At 40.5% G+C, this 21,129-nt stretch carries 20 protein-coding genes; 9 read left to right on the top strand and 11 right to left on the bottom strand.

What is annotated here, in order from left to right:
* The first annotated feature begins 161 nt into the window (after positions 1-161).
* Positions 162-2,054: a methyl-accepting chemotaxis protein gene (locus ACMVDV_RS15295; RefSeq protein ID WP_416158685.1), complete on the top strand. Its 1,893-nt coding sequence runs from the start codon at positions 162-164 to the stop codon at positions 2,052-2,054.
* 45 nt (positions 2,055-2,099) lie between these two features.
* Here the strand turns inward: ACMVDV_RS15295 and ACMVDV_RS15300 are convergent, their stop codons facing one another.
* The 11 genes from ACMVDV_RS15300 to ACMVDV_RS15350 form a co-directional block, all read right to left on the bottom strand.
* On the bottom strand, positions 2,100-2,384 hold the full coding sequence (locus ACMVDV_RS15300) for a hypothetical protein (protein ID WP_416158686.1): 285 nt from the start codon (positions 2,382-2,384) through the stop codon (positions 2,100-2,102).
* 126 nt (positions 2,385-2,510) lie between these two features.
* Positions 2,511-2,909, bottom strand: a complete 399-nt coding sequence (locus ACMVDV_RS15305) for a VOC family protein (RefSeq protein WP_416158687.1) — start codon at positions 2,907-2,909, stop codon at positions 2,511-2,513.
* A gap of 237 nt (positions 2,910-3,146) precedes the next feature.
* Complete coding sequence (rnk, locus tag ACMVDV_RS15310; protein ID WP_416158688.1) at positions 3,147-3,560, bottom strand: nucleoside diphosphate kinase regulator; 414 nt, start codon at positions 3,558-3,560, stop codon at positions 3,147-3,149.
* A gap of 352 nt (positions 3,561-3,912) precedes the next feature.
* On the bottom strand, positions 3,913-6,291 hold the full coding sequence (locus ACMVDV_RS15315; RefSeq protein WP_416158689.1) for an AAA family ATPase: 2,379 nt from the start codon (positions 6,289-6,291) through the stop codon (positions 3,913-3,915).
* A complete protein-coding gene (locus tag ACMVDV_RS15320; RefSeq protein ID WP_416158690.1) occupies positions 6,288-7,001 on the bottom strand; it encodes an ABC-three component system middle component 1 in 714 nt (237 codons plus the stop codon). Before ACMVDV_RS15320 ends, ACMVDV_RS15315 begins: the two co-directional genes overlap by 4 nt.
* Entirely contained in the window at positions 7,001-8,434 is a 1,434-nt protein-coding gene (locus tag ACMVDV_RS15325) for an ABC-three component system protein (protein ID WP_416158691.1), read from the bottom strand. The genes ACMVDV_RS15320 and ACMVDV_RS15325 overlap by 1 nt, the downstream gene beginning before the upstream one ends.
* A 482-nt stretch (positions 8,435-8,916) precedes the next feature.
* Positions 8,917-9,045, bottom strand: coding sequence for a recombinase family protein (locus tag ACMVDV_RS15330; RefSeq protein WP_416159102.1), 129 nt, complete (start codon positions 9,043-9,045; stop codon positions 8,917-8,919).
* Positions 9,046-9,155: 110 nt separating this feature from the next.
* Entirely contained in the window at positions 9,156-9,569 is a 414-nt protein-coding gene (rnk, locus tag ACMVDV_RS15335; RefSeq protein WP_304179023.1) for a nucleoside diphosphate kinase regulator, read from the bottom strand.
* A gap of 174 nt (positions 9,570-9,743) precedes the next feature.
* Positions 9,744-11,390: a chaperonin GroEL gene (gene groL / locus ACMVDV_RS15340; RefSeq protein ID WP_064668205.1), complete on the bottom strand. Its 1,647-nt coding sequence runs from the start codon at positions 11,388-11,390 to the stop codon at positions 9,744-9,746.
* A gap of 47 nt (positions 11,391-11,437) precedes the next feature.
* The gene (locus ACMVDV_RS15345) at positions 11,438-11,725 is read right to left on the bottom strand and encodes a co-chaperone GroES (RefSeq protein WP_054204533.1); all 288 of its coding nucleotides are present in this window, start codon (positions 11,723-11,725) and stop codon (positions 11,438-11,440) included.
* A 151-nt stretch (positions 11,726-11,876) separates the two neighbouring features.
* Positions 11,877-12,353 (bottom strand): FxsA family protein, encoded by a 477-nt coding sequence (locus ACMVDV_RS15350; protein ID WP_304179028.1) that lies wholly within the window; start codon positions 12,351-12,353, stop codon positions 11,877-11,879.
* Between the two features lie 208 nt (positions 12,354-12,561).
* Between ACMVDV_RS15350 and cutA the strand changes: the two genes are divergently transcribed.
* From cutA to mutL, 8 genes are all read left to right on the top strand, one after another.
* Entirely contained in the window at positions 12,562-12,882 is a 321-nt protein-coding gene (gene cutA, locus ACMVDV_RS15355) for a divalent-cation tolerance protein CutA (RefSeq protein ID WP_304179030.1), read from the top strand.
* A complete protein-coding gene (locus tag ACMVDV_RS15360; RefSeq protein ID WP_416158692.1) occupies positions 12,882-14,711 on the top strand; it encodes a protein-disulfide reductase DsbD in 1,830 nt (609 codons plus the stop codon). The genes cutA and ACMVDV_RS15360 overlap by 1 nt, the downstream gene beginning before the upstream one ends.
* 227 nt (positions 14,712-14,938) lie before the next feature.
* Positions 14,939-15,391, top strand: coding sequence for a type II 3-dehydroquinate dehydratase (gene aroQ, locus ACMVDV_RS15365; RefSeq protein WP_304181606.1), 453 nt, complete (start codon positions 14,939-14,941; stop codon positions 15,389-15,391).
* Positions 15,392-15,423: 32 nt separating this feature from the next.
* Positions 15,424-15,885 carry an acetyl-CoA carboxylase biotin carboxyl carrier protein gene (gene accB / locus ACMVDV_RS15370; protein WP_304181608.1) on the top strand — a complete coding sequence of 154 codons (462 nt, stop codon included), beginning with the start codon at positions 15,424-15,426 and terminating at the stop codon, positions 15,883-15,885.
* Positions 15,886-15,912: 27 nt separating this feature from the next.
* Entirely contained in the window at positions 15,913-17,253 is a 1,341-nt protein-coding gene (gene accC / locus ACMVDV_RS15375) for an acetyl-CoA carboxylase biotin carboxylase subunit (protein WP_416158693.1), read from the top strand.
* A 128-nt stretch (positions 17,254-17,381) separates the two neighbouring features.
* On the top strand, positions 17,382-17,843 hold the full coding sequence (tsaE, locus tag ACMVDV_RS15380) for a tRNA (adenosine(37)-N6)-threonylcarbamoyltransferase complex ATPase subunit type 1 TsaE (RefSeq protein ID WP_416158694.1): 462 nt from the start codon (positions 17,382-17,384) through the stop codon (positions 17,841-17,843).
* 37 nt (positions 17,844-17,880) lie between these two features.
* The gene (locus tag ACMVDV_RS15385) at positions 17,881-19,224 is read left to right on the top strand and encodes an N-acetylmuramoyl-L-alanine amidase (protein WP_416158695.1); all 1,344 of its coding nucleotides are present in this window, start codon (positions 17,881-17,883) and stop codon (positions 19,222-19,224) included.
* A 38-nt stretch (positions 19,225-19,262) separates the two neighbouring features.
* Complete coding sequence (gene mutL / locus ACMVDV_RS15390; protein WP_416158696.1) at positions 19,263-21,119, top strand: DNA mismatch repair endonuclease MutL; 1,857 nt, start codon at positions 19,263-19,265, stop codon at positions 21,117-21,119.
* Positions 21,120-21,129 lie beyond the last annotated feature (10 nt).

Consider the following 21,129-nt stretch of genomic DNA (forward strand, 5'->3'; position numbering starts at 1 on the left):
TTTTTCGGAACTCGTTTTGCTAAATACAGCACAGTCCCTATACTCTAATTTGCGCGGCTATTATTTACTACTGAGGTAAAAAGAAGATGTTGATACAAAAAAAAATGTACCTAGGGAGTTTTCTGCTGCTGTTGTTTGCTTTAATTATTCTGTCAGGAATAATGCAGCTAGTTGTTACGCCAATCATTAAAAATGACGCTATATCCAGCGCAAAATTACAAGCAAAGGTGATCGGCGAATCATTAGCAAAAGATTTAGCTAAAAGTGCCACCTTAACGCAAAGCTTAGCCGTGGTAGCAGAAACCTTGCCATTGCAGCAAGCGGCCTTTATTGAAAATATTGCTCCTTTGATTGCAAGTGGCAAAGGTATTGCCGGTGGTGGTATTTGGCCCGAGCCAAATAAAATGCTGCCCTCAGCAGAAAAAGCGTCTCTTTTCTGGGCAAAAACAGGCAATGGCCAATATCAACTTTTAGATGATTACAACCAGCCAGACAGCAGCGCGTATCAACAAGAAAGCTGGTATAAAAACGCCATTAACGCTAATCGCGGTGAGTGCGTTTGGTCAGAAGCTTATGTAGACACGGTATCGAATGTGCCTATGGTTACCTGTTCCGTAAAAATAATCCGTGATAACCAATTTTGGGGAGTTGCCACCTTAGACGTTGATCTGGCATCTATCGAAAGCTCATTGCTTGCAGAGAACAATGCCACAGGCACCTATAACTTTATTTTAGATAGCGCCGAGCAACTGGTATCGATTCCATCAATACGCAATACTAATTTAGCAATGATGAGCCTTACTCAGGTCGCCAGTAAAGACAGTAGCTTAAAGCCGTTGGTCAGCGCTTTACAAAACAGTAATACAGCCGTAGCTGAATTTGCCAGTGGGGTGGTTAATAATGACGAATCTATTTTGGTAACTTATTCATTGGCAGCGCAAAATTGGCGCTCAGGGGTGATTATTCCCGCAGCAATTGCTAAGAAAACCGTTAATACCCTCACTTATTACTTATACAGTTCATTTATCGCCCTTATTCTCGCTTTTGTATCCGTATTACTGATTTTTGGTAATCGCCTGGTGCAGCAAATTAACACCACCACAGAGCAAGTTAGGATGTTAGTACAAGGGCGCACCAATTCAAAACTGGCCGTGCGTGGCAGTGATGAAATGAGCCATTTATGTGTGGCAATTAATGACTATGGCGATCATCTGATTAAGATTTTAGAACAGATCCAAGCAGAAGCCGCTGCGGTTAAAAATAATGCTGAAGCGATGGATAACTTAAGTAATAACAGCCAAATTCGTACACAAGAGTTAATGGAAGAAAACAATATGTTGGCTGAGGCAATTAACGAAATGTCGATAGCAGCCTCATCAGCCTCACAAGATGTTTTGAGCGTTGCAGATATTACTACGCAATCAGCTGATTTAGTGAATTCTGGGTTTGATGTTATTGAGAAGAATGCCGAATCAATCCAGTTATTATTTGATAAATTAACGGAATCATCAGATGCCATTTCACGGATTGCACAAGACTCAAAACAAGTGGGCTCGGTGCTTGATGTGATCATGAATATTTCCGAACAAACTAATCTACTGGCGCTTAATGCTGCCATTGAAGCCGCTCGAGCTGGTGAATCAGGGCGAGGTTTCGCGGTGGTTGCAGATGAAGTGAGAACCTTGGCACATCGTACTCAGCAATCGGCTGGTGAGATCGAAACCATGATCAGCCAATTACAGGAAGCTGCGAGCAGAGGGGTTAACGTTATTGGGCAATGCCGTGAATATTCTGAAGTAGTGAACGAGCGTTCAGCAACAACACGTGCACAGTATGAAAGTATTGTTACTGCGTTTAATGATATTAAAGAGCGTTCATCAAGCATTGCCGTAGCCACTGAAGAGCAATCACAGGTAACCGAAAATGTGAAAAACTTGGCAGAGCGAATTCGTGAGATCTCTGTGCAAAATGCCAGTGATGCTGAAGAGTTCCGCAGCGTCAGCAAAGATTCAAATAGCCAAGCACAGCGTTTATATCAAATTAGTCAGCAATAATGTGATTCATTGATAGTGTTTTTCAAGCATCGTTAGCTGAGAATGTCAGCGCGATGCTTCAGCTTCGTCCTCTTCAGGTGGATCGCCGGAGTCTTCTTTGCGTTTACGTTGCTCTTGTTTGGCTTTTTGTACATTCTCAAATTGTGGGGGTGGAATAGGGAATAACGAAATCAGCGGAAAGAACGACAAAAATAAAAAAGCCCCTCGTGACATGGTTTTACCCCAAGCGACCATTTTCATCATGGCCCAAAATACAAGCAGCAATAATATGCTTACTACAAGCCAATGCAGCAGTACTGTTCCAAGACCAACCCTAGCTAATAAATCCATTTGTTTTCAATATGGTTACTAATAGTTAGTTAATGTGGGTTAATTGAACAATATCAAGTTAATAGGCGCTGATAACTTCATGTAGGTCGTGATTTATCGCGATAATTGGCTTCTCACAGACTGCTTTTAATTCAATTGCAGTAAGTCCCATTTATTACCGTATAAATCTTCAAATACCACAACGGTGCCGTATTCTTCTACGCGGGGCTGTTCATTAAAGGTAACGCCATTTTTTTGCATCGTTTTATAATCTCGCCAAAAGTCATTGGTATGTAAAAATAAAAACACCCGACCGCCAGTTTGGTTGCCCACAGCCCCTAACTGCTGTTGAGTACTTGCTTGCGCGAGCAGTAAATTAGTGCCATTAGAGTTAGGTGGTGATACTAATACCCAGCGTTTGCCATTACCCTGATCAGTATCTTCAATTAAATCAAACCCCAGTTTTTGAGTGTAAAATGCGATGGCGTCATCGTAGTTCTTTACAACTAATGCCATGCTACCTATATGCTGTTTTATATTGGTCATTGTCCTACCTTGCAATAATGCCGTGCTGAAAGGTACTTTTTAACATGGCAGGAAATATAACCCGAGGACAAAAGGCTGGTACGTTAAGTGCGGTGCTAGATTTATCAGTCGCTCTGACTTTAATCAGGCAGCTTTTCCGGATAAATCCGGACTTTCGAGTGGCTTGCGCTAGGTTTTAAACTTATTATCTTTAAAAACAAAACCCAGTTTTTACTGGGTTTTTAATGATACTAACTATTAGCGATGTAACTCACCGGCTCGTTCTGGCTGATAAGTGATTGCTTTTATTTTTACTTTTATGAGACCGCCACTTGGTTTTGGCCACTCGATTTCATCACCTTGCGATAGACCAAGTAAGGCGCTACCTACTGGTGCTAAAATTGATATTTTATCAGCACTTGCATCAGCATTTTTTGGATACACTAAGGTCTTAGTGAATTCTTCTTGGGTCGATTCAACGATAAAGTTCACGGTTGAGTTCATAGTAACCACTGTCGAAGGCACATCTTTTGGCTCAACGATTGTTGCACGACCAAGCTCAGCTTCAAGTTCTTTTTGGTCAGCGAAGCTTCCAGCTGGTAATGATTCCATTAAATCATACAATCTATCTGCATCGAGTGATGAGATGATCAGTTCAGGCTTTTTATTCATCTTAATATCCTTAATTATGTCTTATAAATAAAATTAACTCTGAGTATGGTTTGCTTCGCAGTTCAGGTACTGCAATACGCTGGAGTCATTTTATTTGCTACTTTATCGTTGCCCTTAAAGCTAAAAACCCAGCCGAAGCTGGGTTTTATTTGAGCTAGATGGTTAGGAGATGAATTACATTAGACTATATTTTTATTTTAAGTCATTGATAATTTAATTATATATTTATGCTGATTTTAAATGCCCCTTTCATATCCTGAGTTTTTTGGCCTGCATAAACCTAAAAATAATTAGAGCAACGTTTCTTAACTTCGTTAGGGAGTAAGCGTCTAAGCCATTTAACATGATTATCTTAGTTGGCAGTAATAGCTCTATAATGAAATTTATTACTCGGGACGTGTTCTTTCCGTTGCATTAAATTGACAATTTTCACACTCTCACTGTGCTTCAAATACTTATAAGTAAAATATCTAGCTACTTTAGCTTCATGCGTCGATAGGATGATTTGTTTTCCTTTGAAATCGTTTCGCAATACTTCAACCAATGAGGACATATTTATATCATCCATTGTCTGAACAGGGTCATCGATCATCACGCTGGCAAAGTTTGACGCGTATACTTTATGCAAAGCCAAAGTCAATGCGATAACAACTGCCGATATCTGTCCTGAACTCATGGTATTGAGAATGTCGTGATCGCTTTCCCAATTAGAAACAAGCCGCACATTTTTTAACTCATCATCGCCAGTTGAGTCTTTGATAAAAATTCCATGACCAAGTCCAGCTTGATGAAATTGGAGGATTTTTCCTGAGTAGATATAAAAAGGGATTTCAATGTCAGTAATAAGTTTCTTTCTGTACTGTTTAATTTTACTTTGTAAACTAGAAATTAGCTCACTGATATCAGTAGCAGCTTGTTCTAATAACTCCTTCTCCCTTAGTAGCTTGGGAAATTTATCGGATATTTCTTTCAAGGAACTGAAGTAAAGGCTCTTGATATATAATTCTTTCTGATTTAGCTGGGAAAAATTCACCTGATTCAGTTTGAGATACTTGCTATTAAAATAATCCCTGTAGATTCTATCGAATATATTTGAACCATTGGTTTCATAATAACGATCAGGGGCTGTACCGATAGCCGAGCGTATGCGTTCGCAAAGGTAATTTACATTCTCAATAATATTATCTCTCCCCCCTTCCACTGGAAAAGTGCTTACTAACAAATCATCATGTAAAATACCCTCAGATCGAAGCCAATCTCTGAGTCTGACAAAGCGCTCTCTCATGGATCGTGCTCTAGAAAGAGCAAGCAGCTCTTCTTGAGATGGAAGTGATATTTTTTCTAGATAAATCGCACACGCTTTAATTAAGGGGAAAATATATTTGTTATTAAAAGTATCTCTGGAAGCCACCAGAAGCTTATCTTGCCCCGTCAATTCTGAACGGAGTAAATTTCCATGCTGAGATATTGCTTTAGATAAAGAGTCATGAGAAAAGTAATCTTGTCCACAAAGCAAACATGAAGACTCGTCTGGTATTTTCTGAAGCCCAATAGACATGGAATTATGATGTTTGATAAGTTCCGAATAAATGGAGCCAAGCCCCTTTGCTTTGCTTTCTTCGTCGATAAGAGATTGAAGCGCTATTCTAAATGCATCGCAGTCTTCAAACCCTAACGCTTTAAAAGTTGTATCAGTGTTCTTATTGGAAGATATCTGTTTTAGATCGCCACTTTTGAGGATGACTTCAAAACTCTTGATGATTTGATATTTTTGGTGTTCTGTGACATGTAAATCATAGTTATTGATAGAGTTATAGTAGCCTACATAAGACTCAAGTACTTCACTCTCACAAATCGCATTTTCAAACTTTCTACTTCTAAGAAAGTAACGTTGATGCATAAGGAAATTTCTAATGTTGGTTATCTCTGCCAAAGAACTATTAAGTTTTTCTTGATTCAACTCTGGTATTTGGATAGCGTCCCAGAAAGGGCTTTTGTTGGTTTCAGCTAACCATGGAAGAGTATATGAATGAGGCTCACTCGCTCCTGTTGTTATACTTGTACTCTCATCGATTTTGTACAGTAGCTTAATATTATCAATTTCTGTATTTTTAGCATTCTTCGACTTTTTCACTTTTCCGAGAATGTCTTTAAGTTTGTTGAGCTTTTCATCTGCCTCACGAGTATCGCCAAAAAGTTGTGCTAGCTCTTCAGCACGCTGAGTCTCGTTGTTACCCTTTAAAAATCGAGATGTCTCTTCTTGCTGTACATAATGAAATAATAGAAAGTCTCGCCTAAAATCTTTACTATCGAAGTACTGATTTAATACTGATTGATTTGAGAGCACTGGCTGTCCATCAACTATCTCATAAAGCTCCCAAAGCTCTGCAAATTTGGATATTTTTCTTGAGCTATTTGAGATTGACTTCTTCATCTTCCTTTTAAATATTTTTACTTTGCAATCACTGTCTTTAAACTCTAACTCTATTTCGACGTGTCCTTTTCCTTGATGCGCAACAACAACATCTATAGGGTTTTGGCGACCCTCTAAGGATACGAGGCGAGTCAAATTCCCAGTCAGCCCTAATTCAATACCATCAAAGACTGATGTCTTCCCATACCCATTTGGCCCATCAAGTAAGATTAGGCGATAGTTCTCAAAATTAATGGTATATGGCTCATCGCCAAATATCTTAAAGTTCCTAAAGGTAATTTTATTTAGGTTAATCATACTGATTTCCCCCAAATTATTTCAATGTTCTGGACAGAATTAGTTTCAGTCCACTCTACATCTGAGCTTGTTAATTGGGTGTAGATTGAAGCTAACTCTGGTGATAATGAATTATCAATCTCATTGAGTAGATTACTAAGTTCTTGTTCTTGTGGAGTATAAGTAATAAAAGGGAGCTTGAGTGCAATCTTTAAAATTAGAGAATAATAGTCTTTTTGAAGCTTGTTATTCTTTTTAAAATTAAGGAAACCTCTACCATTATCTACATTAATTATGTCATTTATGACTTTAGTGGTGACATTTTTAACCTGTTTTTGAGTCAAATAGTTTTGTAAAGATAGTACCTCTTGTTGAGAGCATGCGATTACATTTTTTTTAAAATTATACTGATCTTCTTCAATCTTCAGTATTGTTTTTATACTAATTTCATTTTCTTCGTGACAGAGAAGCATTGTACAGTTTTTCTCGAAAGTTTGATCTACTTTGCCTGAACGACTGATTGTTTCGAACCAGTCCTGCACTTGGTTTTCCAGTAGATGTTCAGCTGTACTATCAGATTGTGTATGAAGTTGTATTGTAACAAAATATTCTTCTCGTTTACTTTCAGTTAGTGGGCAAAATAGGTAGATGTCAGCAACATCTTGTTGTAGTACGAGTTCAATTTTTTTATATCCGTTGCTGATTAGTATATTGTTGATAATATTAATCATTATTTTAACATCTCCTTTGCCATAGGTATGGGGACAAGTGTAATCTGTTTCAAAATATCATCTCTTTTAGTTCGAGGATCTTCATCTTCAGCTTGTGGTGCTTCCGTATGTACCATTGATTTTGGATAAAATGTATGGGGCTCTAAACCACTGTAAATTAGATTTTCAACCTCAAACAAAGTCTCACACATGTTGGGGTTTGATATTATTTTTCTTTCTACTTGCGTAACTCTAGCTGTATGGGTGATAGTCGTAGGAAGAAAGCTCTTGTGTGGAGGTATCGTTGTGCGATAACTAAAATTATATTTTGATGGATTGTGTGAAACTCGATCAAAGTTGATTTCATGAAGGATTTTTATAAGTACATATCGAATACCATCAAGATCAGTTGCCAGAGCATTCGTAGTGTTATTGTCATGTGCTAAATCAATATGGGGACAGAAGCTTCTGTAATACTTCCATAAATCCATTGGGCTAAGTTTTAAAAGAAACTTACTTGCCTCTTTTAAATTACAAAGAGTGTTGTCTTCTGGGCTTGTGTAATCATCGGGATCACTTAAATATTCATCTATTTGATGAGCAAATTTATTTTTAAATTCATATGCAAGATATTCTAACCCAATATCTTCATGATCATTTTCTAGAGCTTCAATGAGCTCAGTAAATGCTATTGATATTTTTTCTTCTTGTTGCTTCGTCTTATGGCGCTGAATAATATATTTATCCATCATACCTAAAAAATAATGAAATGTTTTCTCAAGCTGCTGAGGTGTACACGTAATATTTCGAATTTCCAGTGCATATGAAATTTCAGACTTTATTATTTCATTAATTTTATCAAGATCGCAAAACCTATTACCATCTTTATATATATGATTATTCAGGCGATTTATTGCATTGTTTTGCCCACTATAAATAGAATTTAAAGTATGAAATAACTGTATAGCAGTAAGTTCTGGAAGGGCTGTTTTCAAGATAGCCGCCTTCTTAGGTTTATTTCTATCTGTAGATGCCGCTTTTTCGATTATCGAACTTCCATCCTTTGGGTTGGTGTTTAGATATTCATCTAGGAGAATCTTCAAATCATCCTTAATAGATGCTTCAAAGTCTTGGCAATTTAGTTTCGAGTTTATTGGCTTCCAAGTATGAATTTCCCCGATAACTCTTGGATGTTTATATAGTTCTAGAGTTATTTCAAGTAGAGCATCAGAATACTGACTATAAGCGCTAGAATTATAGGCTTTAACTTGATGAATTGAGACAGAATTTCCATTAAGCAATATTTCAAAATCTTCAGTTTTTTCAAGCATTAAAGCGTTGTTAGAAAAATCAGTCTCTACAGAGGCTTCATTGATAAGTGTTAAAGCGTAGTAAAGTGCTACTTTGCCTTGATAGTTAAAACCGCTCCAAGAAGGTGACGCATCAAAAGCCATTAAAACTCCATTTCGACAACAAATTTATTGGTAACAATATAGCACAAGAATAAATATAAACTCTTGATTCAGCTTAATCTATCACTTTTTATATTAGAGGAAGTAGTTAATCTAATTATTCTAAGAGGATCTAATGTTACAGTATGGGTAAACGAATGGGGGGATAATGTAACGAACAAAAAACAAGTAAATAAACCTCTGTAATTATCTCTTGAGCAACCCGAAGGTTTTAGATCGATTTCGATGACAGAAATACGTAGCGTTCTCACTGCTGACGTATACGCATATCACGTTGAAATAACGTAAATATTATTAGGTATCTACTTATTCCAATGCCTCTTCACTGTTGCAATCCCCAAGCCTAATACTTCAGCGACTTTTGATTCTACAGAAGCAGTAGTTTTAAGAACTTCTTCCTATCCTGCTTTTTACGTTGAGCTTTCGCTCGTTTAAGTCCTTTTTATTCGGTCTCTAATTCTGTTTCACTCAAACTCTGCAAAAGCTGAAAACATTTGCAGCATCAACTTACCTTCAGAGCTTGATAGATCTGCAACTGATAAGTCGAGACATACAACTTTAATACCTCTATCTGTTAGTAGATTAATTGCTATTTGTGTTTTGTAATTAAACGGTGGAGCCTATCAACTTGCTAACTTTACTCTCGTAACTCGCAAATTCCCTTAAAAACAAAACCCAGCTTGCACTGGGTTTTTAATTACTATTAGCGGTGCAGTTCACCGGCTCGTTCTGGCTGATAAGTGATTGCTTTTATTTTTACTTTTATGAGACCGCCACTTGGTTTTGGCCACTCGATTTCATCACCTTGCGATAGACCAAGTAAGGCGCTACCTACTGGTGCTAAAATTGATATTTTATCAGCACTTGCATCAGCATTTTTTGGATACACTAAGGTCTTAGTGAATTCTTCTTGGGTCGATTCAACGATAAAGTTGACGGTTGAGTTCATAGTAACCACTGTCGAAGGCATATCTTTTGGCTCAACGATTGTTGCACGACCAAGCTCAGCTTCAAGTTCTTTTTGGTCAGCAAAACTTCCAGCTGGTAATGATTCCATTAAATCATACAATCTATCTGCATCGAGTGATGAGATGATCAGTTCAGGCTTTTTATTCATCTTAATATCCTTAATTATGTCTTATAAATAAAATTAACTCTGAGTATGGTTTGCTTCGCAGTTCAGGTACTGCAATACGCTGGAGTCATTTTATTTACTACTTTATCGTTGCCCTTAAAGCTAAAAACCCAGCCGAAGCTGGGTTTTATTTGAGCTAGATGGTTAGGGGATGAATTACATCATTCCGCCCATACCACCCATGCCGCCCATGCCACCCATATCAGCGCCGCCAGCTTCATCCTTTGGGATTTCAGCTACCATTGCTTCTGTGGTGATCATAAGGCCAGCAATCGAGCCCGCAAATTGTAATGCAGAGCGCGTTACTTTCGTTGGATCTAGGATACCCATTTCAATCATGTCGTTGTATTCGCCAGTTGCTGCGTTGTAACCGAAGTTACCCGTGCCGCCTTTAACTGCGTTAATAACAACAGACGCTTCGTCACCTGCGTTGGTAACGATTTGACGAAGTGGTGCTTCCATAGCACGTAGTGCTACTTTGATACCGTGGCTTTGATCTTCGTTGTCGCCAACTAAATCAACAAGTTTGCTTGCTGCACGAACTAGTGCAACACCACCACCAGGCACTACGCCTTCTTCAACCGCAGCGCGAGTTGCATGAAGTGCATCTTCAACGCGGTCTTTTTTCTCTTTCATTTCGATTTCAGTCGCAGCACCTACTTTGATTACTGCAACACCGCCGGCAAGTTTAGCCATACGCTCTTGTAGTTTCTCTTTATCGTAGTCTGATGTTGCTTCTTCAATTTGTGCTTTGATTTGTGCAACACGACCGCTGATGCCAGCTTCTTCGCCAGCACCGTCGATGATAGTTGTATCATCTTTAGTGATAACTACGCGCTTAGCTGTACCTAGGTCTTCAACGGTGGCTTTTTCAAGCTCTAGGCCGATTTCTTCAGAAATTACAGTACCGCCCGTTAATACCGCGATATCTTGTAGCATAGCTTTACGACGGTCACCAAAACCAGGTGCTTTAACTGCTGATACTTTAACGATGCCGCGCATGTTGTTAACTACTAATGTAGCTAGCGCTTCGCCTTCAAGGTCTTCAGCAATGATAAGTAATGGTTTGCTTGCTTTCGCAACGGCTTCTAATGTAGGTAGTAACTCACGGATGTTAGATACTTTCTTGTCTACAAGTAGAATAAATGGGTTATCTAGCTCAACTGCGCCTTTTTCAGCGTTGTTGATGAAGTACGGAGAAAGGTAACCACGGTCAAACTGCATGCCTTCAACAACATCTAGTTCGTTTTCCAGTGATTGACCTTCTTCAACAGTGATTACACCAGAGTTACGGCCTACCTTTTCCATTGCTTCTGCAATGATGTCACCAATCTCTTTATCAGAGTTAGCTGAAATAGTACCTACTTGTGCGATTGCTTTTGCATCGGCACAGGGTACTGAAAGTTCTTTTAGCTCAGCAACGGCTGCGATGATTGCTTTATCGATACCGCGCTTAAGGTCCATTGGGTTCATACCCGCTGCAACTGCTTTTAAGCCTTCGTTTACAATTGACTGTGCTAATACGGTTGCAGTAGTTGTACCGTCGCCAGCTGCATCGTTTGCTTTTGATGCAACTTCTTTAACCATTTGTGCGCCCATGTTTTCAAACTTGTCTTCAAGTTCGATTTCTTTAGCCACTGATACACCATCTTTAGTGATCACTGGAGAGCCAAATGATTTGTCTAGGATTACGTTACGGCCTTTAGGACCTAAAGTTACACGAACTGCGTTTGCTAAGATGTTTACGCCAGCTAGCATTTTAGCGCGTGCGTCACCTGCAAAAAGTACTTCTTTTGCTGCCATGATTAATTTCCTTTGAATTCTAAATGTTTGTTAAACGAAAAGTAGTGTTAGCCTACAATGCCTAAAATATTGTCTTCACGCATGATCAGGTACTCTTGACCTTCGATCTTTTCAGCTTTTTCAACATATGAGCCGAATAACACAGTGTCACCGACTTTAACTTCTAATGCTCTCACATCACCGTTATCTAGAGTACGGCCATTACCCACTGCAACAACTTTACCGCGGGTTGATTTCTCAGCCGCAGAACCAGTTAATACAATACCGCCAGCAGATTTGGTTTCTTCTTCTAGGCGCTCAACGATCACGCGATCATGTAAAGGACGAATGTTCATTTTTTTAGTTCTCCTAACAGTTTCTGAACAGGACAGAAAAAAGTTTTGTGTGTACCAAGTTGATTAAACCATTGACGCTTAATCACTATAGTTAGTTGTACTCATTAATGGGGGTGTTGTGGCAAAATCCAAGAGAAAAAATTTAAAATATTTAATCTTTTCTCTCGTACTCACCGTCAATAGTGGTCGGCTCGCTCATTTTGCGAGGTTCTGGCTCTGAATGAGTGGACTGATCAAATGCTGTTGGACCTTGTTGCATACCTGCGCTCATACGTACTGTTGCTTGACTGGCAAGGCCTGCAGCTAGTTTATTGCGAATGGCCGGGGTTAATAATAAAAAGCCGAATACGTCGGTCATAATGCCCGGTGTTAGCAATAATATGCCGGCGATAATCACACATAAACCAGTAAATAATTCTTTGGCAGGCATTTGCCCTTGCGCCATTTGTGTTTGCACATTTTGCAGTGCACTCATACCTTGTGTTCTAACTAATTTTGCGCCAAATATCGCGGTTATAATAACCAGTGCAATAGTGGCAAATCCGCCAATCACATCAGCTACTTGAATTAACAACGCAATTTCAATAATTGGCACGAGAATAAATAATAAAAACAAAAATCTAAACATAAAGCTCTCTAAATAATGATCACTCAAGTGAGTTGATGAAATATAAATATGGGTTCCAAGGTCTTTTTTCAAGGCTAGTGGTAAAGCTGCTAGCAAACTAACCTGAACGCTGGAGATAGATTTATTATCCGCAGTTTAGGTTAACTACACTTTGCCTTAGCTATCAGCTACTATGGCGTTGGGCAGAGCAATCAACCAAAGGTTCAATATGACGACTCATTTTCGACTTATTTTTACCACTTGCGCAGATGTAAGTGAGGCACGCTCCATGGCTGAGCAATTAGTTAAGCTTAAGCTAGCAGCGTGTGTGAACATTCTGCCAAATGTGGGATCTGTTTATATGTGGCAAGGAGAGGTTGCTTATGCAACCGAGTGTAAATTATTGATTAAAACGAAGTCAGAAAAAATGAATGGAGTGATTCAAACTATCAAGCAATTACATAGTTATGACATCCCTGAAATTCAGGTTGTTGACGTAGCCACTGGCAATTTAGCCTATTTTAATTGGATGGATGAGGTACTTAATTAATGCGTTGTTTTCTTTTATTGCTTTGCGCGCTTTCACTGTTGCCGGCTCAAGCTGCGAATAAAGACTTATTGAGTAATTTACTACAGCCCGCAGAGCAAACATTTTTACCGGTTGATCAAGCATTTTCATTTGATTTTGATCAGCAAGGCAGCACACTTTTTATTGGCTGGGATATTGCGCCGGGTTATTACCTCTATAAAAACAAGCTGGAAATTATTGGCAAAGGTGCCGATATTGAAGTGCCAGAGCTCGGTAAGGGCGTGGTTATTGAAGATGAATTCTTTGGCAAAACCGAAGTGTTTTTTGATTCACTGAGTGTGGTTAGCAAGTTAAGGAATATTGTTAAAGATGGCGTAATCAAAGTACGCTATCAAGGCTGTGCTGAAGCAGGACTATGTTACCCGCCAGAGATCATTACTATTCCATTGAGCACGATTGCCGGTGAAACTCCTGCAACTGATAACGCAACCGCTGGCAATGCGTTAGCTGCACTTAGCGCAGAGTCGCCAGCTCCAGTAGCGGATGATAGCACTGTAAAGAGTGAGCCAGAAAAAGAGTTAAATTTTACTGAAAAACTGGCCTCGCAAGGTTTGTTAGCGAACTTAGCGATTTTCTTTTTGGTCGGTATTGGTCTGGCATTTACACCCTGCGTGTTTCCGATGTTCCCGATATTGTCGAGTTTAATTGCAGGGCAAAAAAACCTTTCTACTAAAAAAGCGTTTGCACTGTCATTTGTGTATATCCAAGGGATGGCGGTTACGTATGCGGCGCTGGGGCTAGTGGTGGCATCGTTAGGCGGCCAAGTGCAAGGTTATTTGCAGCACCCCTATGTATTGATTAGTTTTAGTTTATTATTTGTTTTACTCGCTATGTCGATGTTTGGTTGGTATGAAATAAAACTACCAAGCGGCATGATGAACAAGCTAACCCAAGTGAGTAATAATCAAAAAGGCGGCAACTACATTGGCGTATTTTTAATGGGCGTGTTGTCTGGTTTAATCGCGTCTCCTTGCACCACTGCACCTTTATCTGCGGCATTATTATTTGTAGCGCAAAGTGGTGATTACTTAGTGGGCGGCTTAACTTTGTATGTGCTGAGTTTAGGAATGGGCATTCCGCTGCTGTTATTAGGCACCTCTGGCGGTAAATTATTACCAAAAGCGGGTGGTTGGATGGAGCAAGTTAAAACCCTGTTTGGTTTTATTATGCTGGTAGTGCCACTAATCTTGCTTGAGCGTATTGTTGATGCTGAGATTATTTTGTTAATGGCCGGTTTACTCGCAATAGCTACCGCACTGTATTTACATCATTGGCAGAGTGCTCAAACACAAGGTAAGTTAAAAACGGCCTTGTGGTTTGTTGCCACTTTATTAGTGATTGGCGGTGCCAGCGTAACTAAAAACTATATATGGCCAACAGCACAAGTTGTTAGTGCCGCAAATGGCGAGCAACAAGAACGCGGCTTTAAATTAGTTGCTAACTTAGCTGAGCTTAAACAAGCAATAAATGATGCAAACAGCGATGGCCGTTTAGTGATGGTTGATTTGTATGCAGATTGGTGTGTTGCGTGTAAAGAGTTCGAGAAATACACCTTTCCTGACGCTAAAGTGCAAGACGAGTTTGCAAACTTTGCACTATTAAAAATAGACTTGACCGAAAGTGACGACACGACAATCGCGGTAATGGAAGAGTTTACGGTATTTGGTTTACCAAGCATTTTGTTTTTTGATACACAAGGTGAAGAGCTTGCAGCGCAGCGTGTGACGGGCTTTTTAAACGCAAAAGACTTTGCTGAGCATTTAGCAAAAGTGAGAAATGGCGCTAAATAGACATTTTTCACATCACTATTTTAAACGCCACTTTATATGAGTGGCGTTTTTGTTTCTGTTATATTCACTAGTGATTAGACCAGTATTTTGCTGCTATTTACATCGAACTGGCTATAATAGGTGGTTAACGTGAGAAATAGTTGCTATTTTAGTTTTTCCCCTCTACATTTTACGGGGATTTCTAATCAAAATGGCTTAACTCATTATTTATAGGATTATCGCGTATTATGGCTGCAAAATTTAAACTTTTAGTTATAAATGGCCCTAACTTGAACATGCTAGGTAAGCGTGAGCCAGAAAAATACGGTTCACACACGCTTAGTGAGATTATGAGCGAACTAACAACGGTTGCTGATGGTCTAGATGTCGAGTTAACGCATTTTCAAAGTAATAGTGAACAAGCTTTAATTGAGCGTATACACAGCGCTTGGCAGGCTATGGATTACATTATTATCAACCCTGCAGCATTTACGCATACAAGCGTGGCTTTACGTGATGCATTGCTGGCAGTTGATATCCCGTTTTTTGAAGTGCACTTAACTAATGTGCACGCGCGGGAAGCGTTTCGTCATCATTCATATTTTTCTGATGTGGCGCAGGGCGTGATATGTGGATTAGGCGCAATGGGTTATCGCGCAGCACTTGAAGCTGCCGTCAATCGGTTGCAAAACGCGAATTAATTTTAACTAACAAACTAACAGGCGGGTCGTTCATGGATATTCGCAAGATCAAAAAACTAATTGAACTAGTAGAAGAATCAGGTATTGCTGAATTAGAAATCACTGAAGGTGAAGAATCAGTACGTATCAATCGTAATAACATGAGTGCAGGTCCTGCTTACGCTCCTCATTATGCACCACAGTATGCTCCAGCACCGGCTCCAGCCCCAGCAGCTGCACCCGTTGCAAGTGCTGAAGCCCCAGCACCAGCAGGTCCTACTGGTCATCAGGTATTATCACCTATGGTTGGTTCTTTCTATTCAGCAGCTTCTCCAGAAGCACCAGCATATGTTGAAGTGGGTTCACAAGTTAAAGTAGGTGACACGCTTTGTATCATCGAAGCGATGAAAATGATGAACCAAATTGAGTCAGATAAAGCGGGCACAGTAAAAGCGATTTTAGTTGAAAATGGCGAGCCAGTAGAATTTGATCAACCTTTATTCATCATTGAATAATAGCGTAACCTAATAAGGCCAACTCTTATGTTAGATAAAGTAGTCATTGCAAACCGAGGTGAAATTGCACTTCGTATCTTGCGCGCCTGCAAAGAGCTTGGGATCAAAACGGTTGCTGTGCATTCAACGGCGGATCGCGATCTTAAGCATGTATTGCTTGCAGATGAAACAATATGTATTGGTAGACCGGCTGCCACTGAAAGTTACTTAGACATTCCGCGTATTATCGCGGCAGCTGAAGTGACTGATGCCGTTGCTATTCACCCTGGTTATGGTTTCCTTGCCGAAAACGCTGATTTTGCTGATCAAGTTGAACAAAGTGGTTTTGTGTTTATTGGTCCGCGCGGCGATACGATCCGCCTAATGGGCGATAAAGTATCTGCAATCGAAGCTATGCGTAAAGCGGGTGTGCCATGCGTACCAGGTTCAGACGGTCCGGTATCAGACGATAAAGACCGCAACATGCAAATCGCTAAGCGCATCGGATATCCGGTGATCATCAAAGCTGCCGGTGGTGGTGGTGGTCGTGGTATGCGTGTGGTTCGTAGCGAAGCCGAATTAATTGATTCAATTGCATTAACGCAACAAGAAGCTAAACAATTCTTTGGTAATAGCATGGTTTACATGGAAAAATTCCTTGAAAATCCACGCCATATCGAAGTTCAAGTACTGGCTGACGGCCAAGGTAATGCCGTTCACTTAGGTGAACGCGATTGCTCTATGCAACGTCGTCATCAAAAAGTAGTTGAAGAAGCGCCAGCACCAGGTATTACTGCAGAAGTGCGTAAGTTTATCGGTGAACGTTGTACCCGTGCATGTATCGAAATCGGTTATCGTGGTGCAGGTACGTTTGAGTTCTTATATGAAAATGGTGAGTTCTATTTCATTGAAATGAACACCCGTATTCAGGTTGAGCACCCAGTAACAGAAATGGTCACTGGTGTTGATTTGATCAAAGAGCAGCTAAAAATTGCAGCGGGTCAGCCGCTATCATTCACGCAAGACGATGTGGTTATTCGTGGTCATGCGATTGAGTGTCGTATTAATGCTGAAGACCCTGAAACGTTTATTCCGTCACCGGGTAAAATTACGCGTTTCCACCCTGCGGGTGGTTTAGGTATTCGTTGGGACAGCCATATTTATGCTGACTACACAGTACCACCACATTACGATTCAATGATTGGGAAATTGATCACTTACGGTGAAAACCGTGATGTAGCAATTGCTCGTGCACGTAACGCATTGAATGAACTTGTGATTGACGGTATTAAAACTAATACTCCACTGCATAAGCGCATCTTAGCGGATGAGAACTTCCAAAATGGTGGCACTAATATCCACTATCTTGAAAGAAAATTAGGCTTATAAAGCTAAATTAAAAAAAAACCGGCAACTTTGCCGGTTTTTTTGTGTCTATAAGTGTCGATTCTCGCCTTAGCAAAATAATCTGGTATGATTAACAAGTTATCGTTTTTAATACTATCCATGAGGTAAGAATGACGCACAGTGTTGGTTTTCAACTCGCTGATGAAGCTGCAACGGTTAAAATGGGCAACCAACTTGCGGGATTAATGGAGCAAGGTGCAGTTATTTATTTACATGGTGATTTAGGAGCAGGTAAAACCACTTTAACCCGTGGTGTGATCCAAGGCTTTGGTCATCAAGGTAAGGTTAAGAGTCCAACTTATACGCTGGTGGAACCTTATGAATTGGCAACGGCCAATGTTTATCATTTTGATTTATATCGTTTAGGCGATCCTGAAGAATTAGAATACATGGGTATTCGTGATTATTTTTCGCCGACTGCAATTTGTGTGGTGGAATGGCCTGAAAAAGGCGGCGAGTTTATCCCCACACCCGATTTAGACATTACTTTACGTTATGTCGGCGATGCACGAGCAATTGAGATCCAAAGTATTAGCCCGCGTGGCGATAGTATTGTGAATAAACTCAAATAATATTGAATAACAACAAATAAAGGGTGTAGTGATACCGATGAGTCGAGCTGTCATAAAGTGGGTGTGCGGTTTTTTGCTGTTAGCAATCAGCGCTAGCCTCTATGCGCAAAATACTATCAATAGTGTACGGGTTTGGCCATCGCCAGACAGTACTCGCGTAGTATTCGACTTAACGGATAAGCCCGACTTCAGTTATTTTATGCTGAAAAATCCACTGCGTTTAGTGGTTGATTTAGAAAATACAGAGCAACTAAAAGATTTGCCTGCGATTCCAAATAAACATCAGATTGTCAGTAAGTTACGTTACTCAAAAGCAAAAAATAGCAAAGGCGTAAGGTTTGTATTTGAACTCACAGGGCCGGTCAAACCCGTGATATTTGCCTTAGCACCTACCGGACCTTATAAAAACCGTTTAGTTGTCGATTTATATGATAAAAATCAAGCTGAGCCAGCAGCTGCCAGTAGCAATGCTGCGGTTAAAAAGCGTGAGCTTAATCAGCAACGGGATATTGTGATTGCCATTGATGCAGGTCATGGCGGTGAAGATCCCGGCTCAATTGGCCCCTCTGGTACTTATGAAAAAGATATCACACTACAAATTGCCAAGCGCTTAGAACGGATGATTGATGCCGAGCGCGGGATGATTTCGCGGATGGTGCGCAGCGGCGATTATTTTGTCAAACTCAATACCAGAACGAGCCGAGCAAGACAAAAAAAGGCTGATTTCTTGGTTTCAATTCATGCTGATGCGTTTACCAGCCCGCAGCCCAATGGCGCTTCTGTTTGGGTGTTATCACTACGTCGTGCAAATTCAGAAATCGGTAAATGGATAGAAGATAAAGAAAAACACTCTGAGCTACTCGGCGGCGCCGCTGGGGTTATTAAAGATACTGCCAGCGAAAAATATTTAGCGCAAGCGCTGCTGGATATGTCCATGGATCATTCTATGAAAACCGGTTTTAGCGTTGCTGAAGGTATGGTGCAAGAGCTTAAAAAGGTCGCTAAATTACATAAGAAAGAGCCGCAAGCGGCGAGCCTTGCGGTATTGAAATCACCAGATATACCATCAATCTTGGTCGAAACTGGGTTTATTTCTAATCCGCGCGAAGAGCGTTTATTAAAAAACGCCAATCACCAAGAGCGTTTAGCAAAAGCGATATTTACCTCAATTAAAAGTTATTATTTGAAAAATCCACCGGATGATTCACTCTTTGCATCATTAAAAGAGCAATACCCGACCAAGCATAAAGTGCGCCCTGGGGAGTCGCTAAGCTTGTTAGCCAGTCGCTACGGAGTGTCGGTAAATCAGCTGAAACAAGTTAATCAATTAAAATCTAATACCTTGTTTATTGGTCAAGAATTAGATATTCCGCAAAGCTAATTCGTAGCAACATACGTATTTAATCGGGTTATAAAAATATGAGTATTGAAATATTACCCGCGCGGTTAGCTAATCAAATAGCCGCCGGTGAAGTGGTAGAACGCCCAGCTTCAGTGGTTAAAGAGTTAGTCGAAAATAGCTTAGATGCTGGCGCTACCCGTATTCAAATTGATATTGAGCGCGGCGGTCATAAGCTTATTCGCATTCGCGATAATGGCTCAGGCATTGCTAAAGATGAGCTCACGTTGGCGCTTTCTCGCCATGCTACCAGTAAATTAAAGTCCCTTGATGATTTAGAGAATATTTGTTCGTTGGGCTTTCGCGGCGAAGCACTCGCATCAATTAGTTCGGTATCACGCTTAACGTTGAGCTCAAAAACGCAGCAGCAGGAAGCCGCATGGCAAGCGTTTGCAGAAGGCCGCGATATGGCGGTGCAAGTTAAACCTACAGCGCACCCAGATGGCACCACCATTGAAGTCAAAGACTTATTTTTTAATACCCCCGCCAGGCGCAAATTTTTACGTACTGAAAAAACCGAATTTACCCATATTGATGAATTGATCAAGCGCATAGCGCTGAGTCGTTTTGATGTGTCGATCACCCTCACTCATAACCATAAAGTGGTGCGCCAGTATCGTGCTAAAACGGATCCAGCACAGGCTATTGCTCGAGTCGCTCAGGTTGCAGGTAAAGCCTTTGCTGAGCAGGGATTGTATATTGAGTCAGGCGAGCCTGGTTTGCAATTACATGGCTGGGTGTTACCAGTAGGAGCGAGTAATACCACGCAATATACCTATGTAAATAACCGCATGATGCGCGATAAGCTGATTTTACATGCCATTCGCCAAGCGTTTGAAGAGGTAGCGGGGCAGGAGGAGTTACCGGGCTTTGTTATTTATATCGACATTGATCCGCGCCAAGTTGATGTAAACGTGCATCCTGCGAAACACGAAGTGCGTTTTCATCAAGGTCGCTTAGTACATGACTTTATTTTGCAAGCCATTAAACAGGTCGTAGTACCACTGCAAGATGAGTTTGCCGTTGTTGATCATCAGCCAAGTTCACAACACGCGGCTTCAGAATACCCTAACACTACAGCGTCACAACAGCACTCTAACAAGGCTGCTGGCGAGTTGTTTGATTACCCGAAGTCAAATCTGCAACCAATTGAGCATAGCCACAGTGCTGCTCAGTCGCCTGCCTCGCGAGGGAGCGGCGGGTATTCAGGCTCAAGCGGCAAAGCAAATCAAGCTAGTCGCGCCAATCATCATGATGTCAGCGCCTTCTATCAAGGTGTTAATGAGCAACATGCCAGCCACTTTGACCAGCCACTTGCCACTGCCGCCGAATTAGCGGTGTTTGATCAGCGTCAAACAGGGCAGCCGTTGTTGCTGCAAAGTGATGGCGGTTGTGTGTTTAGTCACCAACAGCAATTGTATTGCTCACATTTTAAATATTTATTAGTGGATGATTGGCTTGAACGAATTACTGAGCAAGGCAACTTAGAAGGTAAAGCTTTACTGTTACCGGTACGCGTCAATATTAGTAAAGAAGATAGCGTGCGTTTAACTCAGCAGCAATCGTGGTTTACCTTATTGGGCTTTGAATTACTGATTGAAAAGCAATTTGTGATGGTTAAAAAACTGCCGCAGAGTTTATATCTGCTTGATGTGAGCCAAGCAATAGATGCCTTATTAAAAGCAACACACGCTGAGCTTGACAGTGTTGAAGATTGGTTGCACTGGCAGCGCGGGCAAATACCGCCACGTTTTTATGCCAGCCAAGCATTTGCTGAGGATGTCGCGCGGATGCAAAATAATCCGCAAACAATTCAGCGTTTAACTGCAAAAGCGGTTAAAATAGATTTAAGTTATTTTTTAGCACAACTAGATTAAGGTCTTTGAG

The sequence above is a fragment of the Pseudoalteromonas sp. ASV78 genome, assembly GCF_047806705.1.
GTDB lineage: Bacteria > Pseudomonadota > Gammaproteobacteria > Enterobacterales > Alteromonadaceae > Pseudoalteromonas > Pseudoalteromonas prydzensis_A.